Annotated in this window: 15 protein-coding genes; 7 read left to right on the top strand and 8 right to left on the bottom strand. The window is 70.4% G+C overall.

Features of this window, described 5'->3' with window-relative positions; genetic code table 11:
• Positions 1-3: 3 nt before the first annotated feature.
• The 4 genes from FD678_RS14730 to FD678_RS14715 all read right to left on the bottom strand — a co-directional run bounded on the left by FD678_RS14730 (position 4) and on the right by FD678_RS14715 (position 3,097).
• Positions 4-435 carry an organic hydroperoxide resistance protein gene (locus FD678_RS14730; protein WP_140725169.1) on the bottom strand — a complete coding sequence of 144 codons (432 nt, stop codon included), beginning with the start codon at positions 433-435 and terminating at the stop codon, positions 4-6.
• 106 nt (positions 436-541) lie between these two features.
• The gene (locus tag FD678_RS14725) at positions 542-1,003 is read right to left on the bottom strand and encodes a MarR family winged helix-turn-helix transcriptional regulator (RefSeq protein WP_140725166.1); all 462 of its coding nucleotides are present in this window, start codon (positions 1,001-1,003) and stop codon (positions 542-544) included.
• An 84-nt stretch (positions 1,004-1,087) separates the two neighbouring features.
• Positions 1,088-2,182: a cell division protein ZapE gene (gene zapE, locus FD678_RS14720; protein ID WP_140725163.1), complete on the bottom strand. Its 1,095-nt coding sequence runs from the start codon at positions 2,180-2,182 to the stop codon at positions 1,088-1,090.
• A gap of 57 nt (positions 2,183-2,239) precedes the next feature.
• Entirely contained in the window at positions 2,240-3,097 is an 858-nt protein-coding gene (locus FD678_RS14715) for an alpha/beta hydrolase (protein WP_140725355.1), read from the bottom strand.
• Between FD678_RS14715 and FD678_RS14710 the strand changes: the two genes are divergently transcribed.
• Entirely contained in the window at positions 3,017-3,889 is an 873-nt protein-coding gene (locus FD678_RS14710; RefSeq protein ID WP_140725160.1) for an EamA family transporter, read from the top strand. The genes FD678_RS14715 and FD678_RS14710 overlap by 81 nt on opposite strands.
• A 782-nt stretch (positions 3,890-4,671) precedes the next feature.
• On the opposite strand, the gene FD678_RS14705 is transcribed toward FD678_RS14710, so the two are convergent.
• Positions 4,672-5,997, bottom strand: a complete 1,326-nt coding sequence (locus FD678_RS14705) for a GTP-binding protein (RefSeq protein WP_140725157.1) — start codon at positions 5,995-5,997, stop codon at positions 4,672-4,674.
• A gap of 61 nt (positions 5,998-6,058) precedes the next feature.
• Between FD678_RS14705 and FD678_RS14700 the strand changes: the two genes are divergently transcribed.
• Positions 6,059-6,430 carry a MerC domain-containing protein gene (locus FD678_RS14700; RefSeq protein WP_140725154.1) on the top strand — a complete coding sequence of 124 codons (372 nt, stop codon included), beginning with the start codon at positions 6,059-6,061 and terminating at the stop codon, positions 6,428-6,430.
• Between the two features lie 31 nt (positions 6,431-6,461).
• Here FD678_RS14700 and FD678_RS14695 read toward each other — a convergent pair whose 3' ends face one another.
• Positions 6,462-8,183 (bottom strand): ExeM/NucH family extracellular endonuclease, encoded by a 1,722-nt coding sequence (locus FD678_RS14695; protein ID WP_140725151.1) that lies wholly within the window; start codon positions 8,181-8,183, stop codon positions 6,462-6,464.
• A gap of 76 nt (positions 8,184-8,259) precedes the next feature.
• A complete protein-coding gene (locus FD678_RS14690) occupies positions 8,260-8,778 on the bottom strand; it encodes a c-type cytochrome (protein ID WP_140725148.1) in 519 nt (172 codons plus the stop codon).
• A gap of 274 nt (positions 8,779-9,052) precedes the next feature.
• Here FD678_RS14690 and FD678_RS14685 point away from each other — a divergent pair, with 274 nt between their 5' ends.
• The 4 genes from FD678_RS14685 (at position 9,053) to FD678_RS14670 (ending at position 12,173) form a co-directional block, all read left to right on the top strand.
• Positions 9,053-9,697 (top strand): DUF4198 domain-containing protein, encoded by a 645-nt coding sequence (locus FD678_RS14685; RefSeq protein WP_140725144.1) that lies wholly within the window; start codon positions 9,053-9,055, stop codon positions 9,695-9,697.
• A gap of 46 nt (positions 9,698-9,743) precedes the next feature.
• On the top strand, positions 9,744-10,082 hold the full coding sequence (locus tag FD678_RS14680) for a DUF3649 domain-containing protein (protein WP_140725141.1): 339 nt from the start codon (positions 9,744-9,746) through the stop codon (positions 10,080-10,082).
• 136 nt (positions 10,083-10,218) lie between these two features.
• Positions 10,219-11,844, top strand: coding sequence for a PepSY-associated TM helix domain-containing protein (locus tag FD678_RS14675; RefSeq protein ID WP_140725138.1), 1,626 nt, complete (start codon positions 10,219-10,221; stop codon positions 11,842-11,844).
• On the top strand, positions 11,841-12,173 hold the full coding sequence (locus tag FD678_RS14670) for a DUF3325 domain-containing protein (protein WP_140725135.1): 333 nt from the start codon (positions 11,841-11,843) through the stop codon (positions 12,171-12,173). Before FD678_RS14675 ends, FD678_RS14670 begins: the two co-directional genes overlap by 4 nt.
• 17 nt (positions 12,174-12,190) lie before the next feature.
• Here the strand turns inward: FD678_RS14670 and FD678_RS14665 are convergent, their stop codons facing one another.
• A complete protein-coding gene (locus FD678_RS14665) occupies positions 12,191-12,829 on the bottom strand; it encodes a TetR/AcrR family transcriptional regulator (protein WP_140725132.1) in 639 nt (212 codons plus the stop codon).
• A 137-nt stretch (positions 12,830-12,966) separates the two neighbouring features.
• Here FD678_RS14665 and FD678_RS14660 point away from each other — a divergent pair, with 137 nt between their 5' ends.
• Positions 12,967-14,130: an isovaleryl-CoA dehydrogenase gene (locus tag FD678_RS14660; protein ID WP_140725129.1), complete on the top strand. Its 1,164-nt coding sequence runs from the start codon at positions 12,967-12,969 to the stop codon at positions 14,128-14,130.
• The last annotated feature ends 57 nt before the right edge of the window (positions 14,131-14,187 follow it).

The raw sequence follows: 14,187 nt of genomic DNA, 5'->3' as shown, positions 1-14,187 counted from the left end.
GGATCAGGCGACGACCGTCAGCACGACGTCGATGTTGCCGCGGGTGGCGTTGGAATACGGGCAGACCTGGTGGGCCTTCTCGACCAAGGCCTGCAGCGCTTCGCGCTCCATGCCCGGCACGGAGATGCGCAGCTCCACCGAGATGCCGAAGCCGCCGGGGATCTGGCCGATGCCGACGTTGCCCTCGATGGTCGGTTCGGCCGGCAGCCGGATCTTTTCCTGGCCGGCAACGAACTTCATCGCGCCGATGAAGCAGGCCGAGTAGCCCGCGGCGAACAGCTGTTCGGGGTTGGTGCCTTCGCCGCCGGCGCCGCCGAGTTCGCGCGGGGTCGCCAGGCGGACGTCCAGGACCTTGTCCGAGGACACGGCACGGCCGTCGCGGCCGCCGGTGGCGGTGGCATGGGCGGTGTAGAGGATGGTGGTGGGTGAAGCCATGGTCGTTGCTCCTGATTGGATTGAAGGGCGCGGATGCGCGGGTTGACTAACAAACGATTTGATCGTGCACTACTTATTTGGCGTAACGAGGTGCCGCTTGCTTGCATCAGGCGCGGGCGAGGTTCCCGCGCAGTTCTTCGAGTTCATGCTTGAGCCGGCCCAGGTGTTCCAGGTCGCAGGCGGTGGCGCACAACACCTGCTCGGGAACCGCATGCGCCTTCTCGCGCAGGCGGCGACCGTGCTCGGTCAAGGCGATGATCACCTGGCGCTCGTCGCTGGCCGCACGCGTGCGGGTCAGCAGGCCGCCCGATTCGAGCCGCTTCAGCAGCGGAGTCAGCGTGGCCGAGTCCAGGTAGAGCTTCTCGCCGATCTCCGAGACGGTGCGCTGGTCCTGTTCCCACAGCACCAGCATCACCAGGTACTGCGGGTAGGTCAGGTCCAGGTCCTTGAGCAGCCCGCGGTACAGCTTGTGCATCGCCAGGTTGGCCGAGTACAGGGCGAAGCAGAGCTGGTTGTCCAGCTTCAGCAGCGCGCCTGCGTTCGTGTCGTTGGAGTGCCCGGAGTTCATGGCGTGCACTTTACATAGCGCGCTATCGAATAGCAAACAACAATTACGCCATATACAGCCGACGTTCATGTTCGCGGCAGGCCCTCACGCCCGGTGCGGCGTGGACAGGTACTCGGCGCTCTGCATCTCGATCAGGCGCGAGGCGGTGCGCTCGAACGCACCGGCCAGGCGGTCGCCGGTGTACAGCTGCGGCGGCGGGTCCTGCGCGGTGCACACCAGGTTGACCTGGCGGTCGTACAGCTCGTCGATCAGGTTGACGAAGCGCCGCGCCGCGTCCTCGTTCATGCGGTCGAAGTGCGGGATGCCGCCGAGCAGCACGGTGGTGAACTCGCGCGCGATCTCGATGTAGTCGCTCGGCCCGCGCGGGCCTTCGCACAGCGCGGGGAAATCGAACCAGACGATGCTCTTGCCGCGCCCGCGCACCGGGATCTTGCGACCCTCGATCTCGATGTTGCCCGCGCGCGCCTCGGCATTGCCGGAAAGCTCGCCCCAGCGCCCCGCCAGCCACGCGTCGGAATCGGCCGCCAGCGGCGCGCGGTACACCGGCGAGCGGGTCAGCGCGCGCATGCGGTAGTCCTCGGTGCCCTCGGCGTACAGTTCCACGCAGTACTTCTGCAGCAGCGCGATCGCGGGCAGGAAGCTGTCGCGCTGCAGGCCGTTGAGGTACAGGTTCTGCGGCGCGGTGTTGGAGGTGGTCACCAGCGTCACGCCTTCGGCGAACAGCCGCTCCAGCAGCCGCCCGAGCAGCATCGCGTCGCCGATGTCGGTGACGAAGAACTCGTCCAGCACCAGCACGCGCAGGTTGTCGCGCCATTCCTGCGCGATCTTCGCCAGCGGGTCGCTCTGGCCCTGGTGCTCGCGCAGCCGCTCGTGGATGCCGCGCATGAAGCGGTGGAAGTGGGTGCGGTACTTCTGCCGGATCGGCAGCCCTTCGTAGAACAGGTCGACGAGGAAGGTCTTGCCGCGGCCGACCCCGCCCCAGAAGTACAGCCCGCGCACCGGCTCGGGCTTCTTCCAGAACGCCGACAGGCGGTCCAGCCAGCCTTCCTGCGCGCTGTCGGCGATCGCCAGGTGGATGCGGTCCAGTTCGGCCAGGGCGGCATGCTGCGCGGGATCGTCGCGCCAGTCGCCGCGTGCCACGCCGGCCGCGTAGCGTTGCGAGGGGGTCAGCTCTTGCATCGGGGATCTTCGGGGGACGCGGCGCGCCGGGCGCCGCCGGGAACGGGCTCCATCGCGCTAGCCGATCTCGGGCAGCCAGCGGCGCACGCCGTGCTGGATCGCGCCGCGCAGGTCGATCAGCTTGCGGTGGAAGAAATGGCTGGTGTCGGGCATGCGCACCAGTTCCGGAGGCGCATCGAGCGTATCCAGCCAGTCGTAGACCGCCTGCGGATCGACGATCTCGTCGGCCTCGCCCTGCACCACCAGCCACTGCGGCGGCGGCTGCACGCCGTCGAAGTCCCAGCGGCCCGCCGGCGGCGCGATCGAGATCAGCACCTGCGGCTGCAGTTCGCCCGCCATGCGCAGCGAGACGTAGGCGCCGAAGCTGAAACCCGCCAGCCACAGCACGTCGCCGGGACGTTGCGCGCGCACCCAGGCGGCGACGGCTCGCAGGTCGTCCTGCTCGCCGTTGCCATGGTCGAAGTTGCCCGCGGAGGCGCCGACGCTGCGGAAGTTGAAGCGCACCACCGCGATGCCGAGTTCGCGCAGCGCGCGCGCGACCATGGTCACCACCTTGTTGTGCATCGTGCCGCCCTCGGTGGACAGCGGATGGCAGACGATGGCGGTGATCGGCCGGCGCGGGACGTCGGCCTCGGGCAGGTCGACCGCGACCTCGAGCGGACCGACCGGCCCGTCCAGCGCCAGCGTGGTGGATTCGAGGGGGAATGAAGGCATGGACATGCCGCCATGATAAGACCCCCGCACCAGGATGTGCGGCGCTTTCGCCGGGGACTGGCGATAATGGCCGCCCTGCCGCGCGGCTTCGTCGCCGCGGCCCGCCGAGTCCCCACGCCAATGTCGTTCCTGCTTCTCGCCGTCGCCTGCAGTGTCCTGGTTTCGGTGCTGCTCAAACTCGCCGCACGCCGCCGCCTGGATGTCGCCCAGATGGTGGCGGTCAACTACGTCGTCGCCACCGCGCTGTCGCTGCTGGTGTTGCATCCGTCATTGGACGCGCTGCGTGCGCCGCAGACGCCCTGGTTCGCGCTGTTGGCGCTGGCGGTGGCGCTGCCTTCGATCTTCCTGGTGCTGGGCCGCTCGGTGGCCCTGGCAGGCATCGTGCGCAGCGACGTGGCGCAGCGGCTGTCCCTGCTGCTGTCGCTCGCCGCCGCGTTCGCGCTGTTCGGCGAGCGCGCCAACGGCTGGAAACTGGCCGGACTGGCGCTGGGCGTGCTGGCGGTGGCCGGCATCGCCAATCGCCCGCGCGGACCGGAAACCGGCCGGGCGGGCGGCAAGGGCTGGCCGTGGCTGCTGGGCGTCTGGGCCGGCTTCGCGCTGATCGACGTACTGCTCAAGCACATCGCGCAGTCCGGCGCGCCGTCGCTCTCGGCCCTCACCGCCTGCTTCGCCATCGCCGGCGTGCTGATGGCGCTCTGGCTGGCATGGCGGCACCTGCGCGGCCATGCCCGGCTGGCATGGCGCAACCTCGGCGCCGGCGTGCTGCTGGGCGCGCTCAACTTCGGCAACATCCTGTGCTACGTACGCGCCCACCAGGCCCTGCCCGACAGCCCTGCCGTGGTCTTCGCCACCATGAACATCGGCGTCGTGGTACTGGGCGCCGCGGTCGGCGTGTTCGCATTCGGCGAACGCACCAGCGCGCTCAACCGGATCGCATTGATGCTGGCGGTCGTCGCGATCGGATTGATTGCAAAGGGCACGTTTGCGGCGTAAGTGCCGGGATGCTTGAGCGTGCAGTGACTGCTGTTGCTGTTGCTCGTGTGTCGCACGAGATGGATAACATCTCCTCGCGCGGCGGCGCGCCAACCTCCATGGCCTACGAATATCACTGCGGCGCGGCCCCTCCGAAGCGGCGGAGCCAATGGGAAACACCCGAAGGGCGGCGCACATGGGCTCGCCGGAAAAGGCGAAGCACCACTTCGCCCCGGCGGGCGGGCATTCGCCGCACGGCGAATGCCCCGGGCTCGACTGCGTAGCGGGCGAGTCGCGTCCGAAAATCCCATTGGCTCCGCGGACCCGCAGCGCGGCTGCGGGCGCGAAGGCGGGGTGTGCTTGATCAGCCCTGACCAGCCATTCGGCTGCTGTGAAGCGCTTCTTTGGGTTACTTTTCTTTACGCGGCACATCCTTGTGCCGCGCCCTTCGGGCCGGCTTCGCCGTGCGGCGCCGCTCCTGCGGCGCGCGTGCACAAGCAAAGACAAGGTAACTCGCCGCAAGGCGAAAGCTTTTGCTGCTGCCAGACAGAAAAAGCAAAAGCAACGTCCATGGATCTTCGATCCCCGGCCATCGGGCATAGCCCGATGGCGCTCTGTGCCGCGCGAGCCGGTGGCTCGCATGCAGCGGCCCATCGCCCCCGCCTTCGCGGGGATGACGATAGATGAATCACTTTAACTGACAGATGACGGAGGTCGTCGGTTCCACCTTCGCTGGGACGGCGGTGGGCAGGGAAGCCCCGGTGACCCAACAACATTCAGCGACACCCGACATCACCACGACCTCACCGCTGCCAACGCGGAAACGGATCATCCAACCCGTACCACGCCATCGGACCCTCCCGGAACTCGCGATCGTCAAGCAAGCACCCGTCCAGCTCGGCGCGCGCCGCGCGCTCGTCCATCCCCACCCCGATCACCGCCAGCTCCTGGCGCCGATCGCCCCATAGCGGATGCCACAACCGCTGCATCGCCGCGTACTCGCGGGCATCGCCCACGTCCTGCGGCGCCGGCGGCGGCGCGCTCCAGCACTCGACCTGCTGGCGCTGCCAACCGGCTTGCGTGTACGGCAGCGGCGCAGGCCCGATGTGCGGCAGCGTGCCTTCCGTGCGCGCCTCCACCCGGTGCCGCGCCGCGTACCAGAAGCCGGCCGCCTGGGTGCGCGTGGCGCCGCCCACGCTGGACAGCTCGCCCACCCAGTCCATCCGGCTCGCCAGCCAGAAGAAGCCCTTGCTGCGGATCACCTGCGGCAGGCCGCGCTCGAGCAGCCGGCCGAAGCGCTGCGGGTGGAACGGCCGGCGCGCCCGGTAGACGAAGCTGGTGATGCCGTACTCCTCGGTTTCCGGCACATGCTCGCCCCGCAGCTCCTTGAGCCAGCCGGGCGCCTGCTGCGCGCGCGCGAAATCGAACAGGCCGGTGCCGAGCAACGCTTGCAACGGCACGTCGCCGTGGCGCGACTCGACGATCCGCGCGTCGCGATTGAGCGCGCGCAGCACCGCGCGTACCCGCTGCAGGTGCCCGGCATCGACCAGGTCGCACTTGCCGACCACGATCACGTCGGCGAACTCGACCTGCTCGCCCAGCAGGTCCACCAGGCGGCGATCGTCGTCCGCACCGGCTTGCTGCCCCAGCGACGCCAGCGATGCCGGCGAGCCGAACAGTTCGAGGAACCGGCTGCCGTCGACCACGGTCGCCATCGTGTCCAGGCGCGCCACGTCGGACAGGCTGAAACCGTCGGCATCGCGCACGGCGAAGGTGGCCGCCACCGGCATCGGCTCGGCGATGCCGGTCGACTCGATCAGCAGGTAGTCGTAGCGGCGCTCCAGCGCCAGCCGCTTCACCTCCCGCAACAGGTCATCGCGCAGCGTGCAGCAGATGCAGCCGTTGCTGAACTCGACCAGGGTCTCCTCGGTGCGGCTGAGCGCGCCGCCGTCGCGCACCAGCTGCGCGTCGATGTTGACCTCGCTCATGTCGTTGACGATCACCGCCACGCGCAGGCCCTGGCGGTTCTGCAGCAGGCGGTTGAGCAACGTGGTCTTGCCGGCGCCGAGGAAGCCGGACAGGACGGTGACGGGCAGGCGCGGATCGGGGCGGGATGCGGACAGGGACATTGGGGGGATGAGGGCTTGACTGAAATGTTATTTTATAACAATTTGGACCAGAGGCAAGCCGATGAAGAAGAGCCATCCCAACGTATTCGACGCTTCCGCGATGACCTTGTCGGGCCTGTGCCTGCTGCACTGCCTGGCACTGCCGCTGCTGGCATCGCTGTTGCCGCTGTTCGGCGCCTGGAGCGAAGCGGAGTGGGTGCACATGGCGTTCGCCGGCGTGGCGTTGCCGATCTCGGGCTATGCGCTATGGCGCGCGCACCGGCGTCGTGCGTTGCCGCCCGGGCTGTGGGCGATGGCCACGGCGGGGCTCGCGGGCCTGCTGCTGGGCGCGCTCGGCTGGCCGGCGCACGCGCTGGAAACCCCGCTCACGGTGGCGGGAAGCACGCTGGTCGCCGGCGCGCATTTCTGGAACTGGCGCCGGCACGCCGGGTGAGCGCGGGCGCGGCGCGCGGGATGCGAACGCCCTAGAACGACACTCCGATCACCAGGGGATCGTGGTCCGAACTGCGCCAGGGTCCCGGCACGTTGCGCGCGGCGTAGCCCTGGTCGTCGGCTTCGTCGGCGTTGACGTGCCACTCGGCCGCGCCGCGCACCTGCCGCGCCAGCGCCGGGCTCACCAGTGCGTGGTCCAGCCGCCCGCTCAAGCCGTTGTAGACGTAGCTGTAGGGCCGGTCGACGCCCGCCACCGCGAAAGCATCCCGCCAGCCTTGCGCCTGCAGCGCCCGGATCGGCGCTTCCATCGCATACGCGTTGAAATCGCCGAGCAGGACCGTGTGCGGGGTGCCCGCGCCGGTAGGGTCGGACTGCAGCCATTGCTGCAGGCGCTGCACCGCGGCCGTACGCGTAGCGTTCCAGCATCCCTGGCCGTCGCCCTGGTCGGCATCGCGCCCGCTCGCGCCGTTGCAGCCCTTGGACTTGAGATGGTTGGCGACGACCACGAAGGCCGGGCCGCGCCGGGGCTTGAACGCCTGCGCCAGCGGCACCCGGTTGTAGTTGTCGAACAGCGTGCCGGTGAGCGTGACCGGCTTGCCGACCGGCGTGAGCTTCGAGCCGCGGTAGATCAGCCCGACCCGGATCGCGTCGCCGCCGGGGCCGCTGCCGGCGTCGACGAAGCGCCAGTCGCCGGCCTCGCCCTGCCCCCGGTTGAGCGCGTCCACCAGGGCGGCGATGGCCGAATCGGGCCCATAGCCGTCGTTCTCCAGTTCCATCAGCGCGGCCACGTCGGCCTGCATCGGCCGGATCGTCGCCACCAGCTTGTCCAACTGCGCGCGGTACTGCGCCTGCGTGCGCGCGCCGCGGGGCGTCGGGAAGGCGCCGCCGCGGCCGTCGCCGTTGAAGAGATTCTCGAGATTGAACGAGGCGATGCGCAGTTCGCCCGCCACGGCCGGCGGCGCCGGACGCCGGGGCTCGGGCACGTTCAAGCGCGCGGTCGCCTGCAACCGGTAGCGTCCGTCGTAACGCTGGTCGACCAGGCCTTCCGCGCCGGTCACCTCGGTGCCGCCCCGCAGAACCGCGCCCTCCGGCAGGTAGGGCACCGAGGCCGGGTCGCGCACGCCGCTCGCATCGTCCAGCAACAGCTGCCTGCGCGCGTTGTCGGCCAGCATCCGCGCGTATTCGGGCGTGCCGGAGACGGCCCGCTCGGTGGGCTGCCACAGCCTCCCCCCGAAGGCGAGGGCCAGCTCGCCATGGCGGTCCAGCCGGTCCGTACCCGCCACGGCCAGCGGCGCCTCGATGCGCACCCGCTCGCCTTCCAGCGCTTCCCAGTCCTGCGGCGGCGCGCGCAGGACGCGCAGCGGCAGCGGCTGGTCGCGCGCCAGCACCGTCACCTGCTCGGCCTGCAACGTGGTCAAGGTGCGATCGCCGCCGGCGCCGACCTCGGCGACCCGGCCGGCGATGCGCAGGCGCGTCCCGGCCGCGACGCTGCGATCGGTCACGCCGGTGACGAACAAGCCGTCGGAAGTGGCGTCGTCGCCATCGCCCGCGTCCTGCACGAACAGCCCGGCCAGGCCCTGGCGGGTGTCGGCGGTCACCACGCCCTCGATCGTGACCTCGCGGCCATCGAGCGGGCTGGTCGCGCCGCGGCCCTGGACCTGCCCGATCGGGATCGCGCCATCGGCGGCGGCGCAGGCGAAGACGGCGGCGTACGACAAGCCGGCCAGGCCGGCGACGAGCGGGCGGAACGGCATCCGGAACGGACTCCCAGGGACGGAAACGGACGCGCCGCCCTCGGGGCGGCGCGCAGGGCTCCAGCATAGTGCCGGACTATTTCAGGTTGCCGATCATCCAATCGACGGTCGCCTTGACCTGTTCCTCGGTCAGCGCCGGATTGCCGCCCTTGGGCGGCATGATGCCGCCATCGGGCCCGGTGTAGCCCTCGATGGCGTGCTTGTACAGCGTCTCCTTGCCCTGCGCGAGGCGCGCGTCCCAGTGCGAATGGTCCAGCGTCGGGGCCTTGCCCACGCCATTGGTATGGCAGGCGGTGCAGAGGTTGTCGAAGATCGTCTTGCCGTCGGTGGTGCCGCCGTAGGCGACCTGCGAAGCGGCCTTGGCCTGCGCGGCCGCCTGGGCCGCGGCCTGGGCCGCCGCGCCGGTGGCGCCGGCATACACCGCGCCGGAGGGCGCGATGCGTTGCTCGAGGCGCTTGGCCGCGGTCGGCGACACCTCGTCGGGAATGGCTCGTTGCAAGTAAGCCGCCAGGCCGATCAGGCCGAGCGTGATGACGACCAGCAAGCCGATCACCATCGAGAACTTCTTCAGGAACTCGAGATCGTAATTCCGCACGCGCTCCCTCCTGGCTGTGGGTCTGGGACCTTCGCTACGCCGCCGGAGTATAGAGCAGCCCCCGATTCATCTGCCGAAGCGATCGCACGGAAACCGCGCCGCGCGTGCGCGCCGCGCGTTTTCCACGGGAAATCCCGCCGCCGGCGCGCGGGGGCCTTGCGGCGCTTTGCGGCACTGCCGCATGGATTCGCCGTTTTGCGGTCTGGTCACAAATGAGTATCATTCCCAACAATCACCCGTCTTTCCCTTCCCCGTTTCCGCAGGAGTCGTCTCCATGAAGCGATCACTGTTGTCCGCCCTGCTCCTCGCCTCGCTGGCGCTGTCCGCCCAGGCGCACGAAATCTGGATCGAACGCGACGGCGCCGGCCCGGTGCGGGTCTACTTCGGCGAACCGGCGCAGGAAGTGCTCGACCACGGCCAGGACGAACTGAAGCGCGTGGTCGCGCCGGAGATCTTCGGCGCGCACGGCAAGGCGGCGGCGGTCGTGCGCAAGGACGACCACCTGGTCGCGCCGCTGCAGGGCGACGGCGATGCCTGGCTGTTCGACGACAAGGTGTTCGAACCGTGGCAGGGCGAAGGCGGCAAGTACGAGTCGGTCAGCTACTACGCGCGCGCCGGCCGCCAGAGCACCGCGTCGAAGCTGGACTTCGAGCTGGTGCCCGCCTCCGCCGGCAGCGACGTGCTGACCGTGCTCTACCGCGGCAAGCCGCTGCCGGATGCCGAAGTGACGTTGATCGATCCGCGCAAGTGGACCAAGCAGCTCAAGTCCGACCCGCAGGGCCGGGTCGCGCTGCCTGCGCTGGCGGAAGGACGCCACATCGCGGTCGTGGCGCACAAGGAACCGGTGCAGCGCCAGATCGCCGGCAAGCAGGTGGAAACCATCCACCACATCAGCACGCTGACGTTCCTGGCCGAATGATCCCCGCCGCGGCACCCGCCCCCATGATCGCTGCATCTACCCGCCGATGACCGGGATCGCGCCCGATGCGCACGCCGCCTCGCCGGCACGGCACCGCCTGCCATGGTTGCGACGGCCGTGGCTGGGCGTGCTCTCGCGCAGCATCGCGGCGATCGGCGGCGGCTATGCGCTGGCCAGCGCGACCGCGCTGCTGATGGCGCTGGCCCTGCCGATGCCGCGCAGCCAGGCCGTGCTGACCGGGATGATGACCGGCATCGTGGTGTGCGCCTGCGCCGCGCTGTGGGCGTTCGCGGTACGCAGCGCCTGGCGGGCCTGGCTCGGCATCGCAGGGCCGGCGGCGCTGATGTTCGGCATCGCCGCGCTGCTGCGGCACGGTGCGGCATGAAAGCACGGCAGGACGGCCGTTCCGCACGGCGAAGCCACCCGCAGGGTGGCGCACAGCGATGCGCCATGACAAAACGGCAGGACGGCCGTTTTGCACGGCGGAGCCGCCCGCAGGGTGGCGCACAGGGATGTGCGCCATGAAACAAAGCTTCCGCCAATCGATGGCCTGGCTGCACACCTGGACCGGCCTGCTGGTCGGCTGGGTGCTGCTGCTGATCTTCATGGGCGGCACCGCCAGCTACTACCGGCAGGAGATCAGCCGCTGGATGCGGCCGGAACTGCCGGCCACGCAGGTCGACGCCGCCACCGCGCTGCGCAGCGCCGAGCGCTACCTGCGCACGCATGCGGCCGACGCGCAAGGCTGGAACATCACGCTGCCGACGCCGCGCGACCCGGTGCTCGCGATGTACTGGATCAATCCGCCGCCGGACGCCGATGCGCCGGCGCGCCCCGGGTTCGGCAGCGCCACGGTCGATCCGTCCACCGGCGAGGCGATCCGGGCGCGCGAGACCATGGGCGGCGATTTCTTCTACCGCCTGCATTTCGACCTGCACTACATCCCGTACACCTGGGCGCGCTACATCGTCGGGTTCTGCGCGATGTTCATGCTGGTGGCGATCGTCAGCGGCGTGATCACGCACAAGAAGATCTTCAAGGACTTCTTCACCTTCCGCCCCGGCAAGGGCCAGCGCTCGTGGCTGGACTTCCACAACGTCAGCGCGGTGCTGGCGCTGCCGTACCACGCGATGGTCACCTACACCGGCATCGTCACCCTGATCTTCATGTACCTGCCGTGGGGCGCCACCGCGACCTACCCGGAAGGCGAGGCGCGCTTCTACGACGAAGCGCTCAACCGCCTGGCCGACACCCGCGAGGCGGCCGGCGTGCCGGCGGCGATGCTGCCGCTGGAACGCTTCCTGCAGACCGCGCGCCAGCAATGGCCTGCCGGCAGCGAGGTCGCCAGCGTGTTCGTCAGCCATCCCGGCGATGCGCACGCGAGCGTGGCGCTGGTCCAGCGCACGCGCTCGATCTCGATCGACGCGCCGTCGCTGCTGGTAGACGGCACCACCGGGCAATTGCTCCGCCGCAGCGGCGACCCGGGCGGCGCCACCCGGACGCGCGGGGTGATGTACGGCCTGCACATGGCCGAGTTCGCGCAACCGCTGCTGCGCCTGCTGTTCTTCGGCTCGGGCCTGCTCGGCTGCCTGATGGTCGCCAGCGGCGTGGTGCTGTGGGCGGTGAAGGAACGCCCCAAGCACCAGAAGGCCGGGCGCATCGGCTTCGGGCTGCGGCTGGTGGATTCGCTCAACATCGGCGCGGTGGCCGGCCTGCCGATCGCGTTCGCCAGCTATTTCTGGGCCAACCGGCTGGTGCCGGTCGGCATCGCCGGCCGCGCCGAGGTCGAGGTGGCGATGTTCTTCTGGGCGTGGGCGGCTGCGTTGGTGGCCGCGTTCGCATGGCCCAGGCGCCCGATGTGGTCGTGGCAGCTGTACCTGGGCGGCGCCCTGTTCGCAGGCGTGCCGGTGGTCAATGCGCTGACCACCCATGTCCATCTCGGCGCCACCCTGCCGGCCGGCGACTGGGCGCTGGCCGGCGTGGACCTGGCCACCCTGTTCCTCGGCATCTGCCTGGGCGTGGCCGGCTGGCGCATGCAGCGTTGGCGGCCGCCGCTGTCGGCGGCGGAACGGCGCGCCAAGGCCGGCAACGGCGCCGCCCGCCCGGCCGGAGCCGCGCTTCCGCCCGTGCAGGAGGGTGCCTCGTGATCTGGCTGGCGCTCGCGCTCAGCTATTCCGGCTTCGCCGCGCTGTGCCTGGCGATGGAGAAGCACCAGCTCGAGCTGTACGGCAAGGACCGCGCCGGCCCGCGCCGGATGCGCGCGCTGCGGGCGGCGGGCTGGCTGCTGCTGTCGGTGGCGTTCGCGCTGTGCGTGGTCGCGCGCGGCTGGGCGGTCGGCACGGTGCAATGGCTCGGCGCGCTCACCGCCGGTGCCGCGGTGCTGGCGCTGTGGCTGCTGCCGTACCGGCCGCGCGCGATCGTTCCCGCCGCCCTCGCCGCGCCGGCCGTGGGCATGCTGCTGGCGCTGCTGGCGTAGAACGCGGCTCGCCGGCGCTAGGCCTTGGGCCTGGCCGGCTTCTTCCGTCCTTCCCTGGCGCCGACCGCGCGCAGGCAGAACCCGCAGATCGCTTCCACCAACTGCTCGCCGTCGCGCGGCGTGCGCGTGGGCGCGGTCGGCCCGACCAGCGCCTCGGTGAACGCGCCGACGATGCAGGCGGCGCCGGCATCCAGGTCCTGCTCGGGGAACTCGCCCGAGGCGACGCCGGCCGCCAGCAGGTCGCGGAACACGTCGCCGAACAGCTTGCGGCCACGGATGCGCTCGGCCTCGACCTCCGGCTCGGTCGGTTCGGCGATGAACGCGTAGGCCAGGCCCGGCCCGGCCAGCGCGCGCCGCACGAACGACTCGATCGCCTGGCGCAGCCGCGAGGCCGCGGTGCCCTCGCCTTCGGCGATCGCGCGCAGCAGCGCCACCTCGTGCGCCACCGCCTCGTTGAGCACCTCGACGAACAGTTCGGCCTTGGACGGGAAGTAGCGGTAGATCTGCCCGGTGGAGACCCCGGCCGCGGCCGCGACCGCGGTCACCGGCGCATTGCGATAGCCGCCGCCGGCGACCAGCCGGCGCGCCGCCAGCAGGATGCGCTCGCGGTTGCCGGCCAGGCGCTCTTCCATCAAGGGGGAGCGTTTGTAGGCCATTGAATGATTCTACATTCATTTTTTGAATTCGTGTTCACTTTTTTGCCGGATCCGGGTAGGCTGCGCCGAAACGCCCGTGCCGGCGGTCCGTACCGCCACCCCCACCCGGAGCGTCCCGTCCCTCGCGGAGCCGCCCCATGCATGTGCCAGCCCTGAACTTCGACCTGGGCGAAGAGATCGACCTGCTGCGCGAGAGCGTGGCCACCTTCGCCGCGCGCGAGATCGCGCCGCGCGCGGCGAAAGCCGACCACGACAACGTGTTCCCTTCCGAGCTCTGGCGCCTGCTCGGCGAACAGGGCCTGCTCGGGATGACCGTCGAGGAGGAGTACGGCGGCAGCGGCATGGGCTACCTGGCGCACGTGGTGGCGATGGAGGAAATCTCGCGCGCCAGCGGCGCGATCGGGCTCTCCTACGGCGCGCATTCGAACCTGTGCGTGAACCAGCTGCGCAAGAACGGCACCGCCGAGCAGAAGCGCCGCTACCTGCCGCGCCTGTGCAGCGGCGAGCATGTCGGCGCACTGGCGATGAGCGAACCCGGCGCCGGCTCGGACGTGGTGTCGATGAAGCTGCGCGCCGACCGCCATGGCGACCGCTTCGTGCTCAACGGCAACAAGATGTGGATCACCAACGGCCCCGATGCCGACGTGCTGGTGGTCTACGCCAAGACCGATCCGCACGGCGGCGCGCGCGGCATCACCGCCTTCGTCGTCGAGAAGGGATTCAAGGGCTTCTCGACCGCGCAGAAGCTCGACAAGCTCGGCATGCGCGGGTCCAACACCTGCGAGCTGGTGTTCGAGGACTGCGAGGTGCCGGCCGGGAATGTGCTCGGCGAGGTCGGCGGCGGCGTGCGCGTGCTGATGTCGGGGCTGGACTACGAGCGCGTGGTGCTGGCCGGCGGCCCGCTCGGGCTGATGGCGGCCGCGCTCGACGTGGTGCTGCCCTACGTGCACGAGCGCCGCCAGTTCGACGCGCCGATCGGCAGCTTCCAGCTGATCCAGGCCAAGCTCGCCGACCTGTACGTCGGCCTCAACGCCTGCCGCGCCTACGTCTATGCGGTGGCGCGCGCCTGCGACGCCGGCCACACCACCCGCCGCGACGCCGCCGGCGCGATCCTCTACGCCGCCGAGAAGGCGACCTGGGCCACCGGCCAGGCGATCCAGATCCTCGGCGGCAACGGCTACATCAACGAATACCCCACCGGCCGGCTGTGGCGCGACGCCAAGCTCTACGAGATCGGCGCCGGCACCTCGGAGATCCGTCGCATGCTGATCGGCCGCGAGCTGTTCGAACGAACAGGTTGAAGCCCCCTCCCACCGGGGCGAGGGGCACGGCCGGCGCGCGTGCCCCTGGGCGCCCAC

Origin of the sequence: Pseudomonas sp. Hp2 (assembly GCF_006386585.1) — a bacterium.
Lineage (GTDB): Bacteria > Pseudomonadota > Gammaproteobacteria > Xanthomonadales > Xanthomonadaceae > Pseudomonas_S > Pseudomonas_S boreopolis.
Note: the sequence above shows the minus strand (reverse complement) of the source record. Positions and strands in the feature narration are given on the sequence as shown.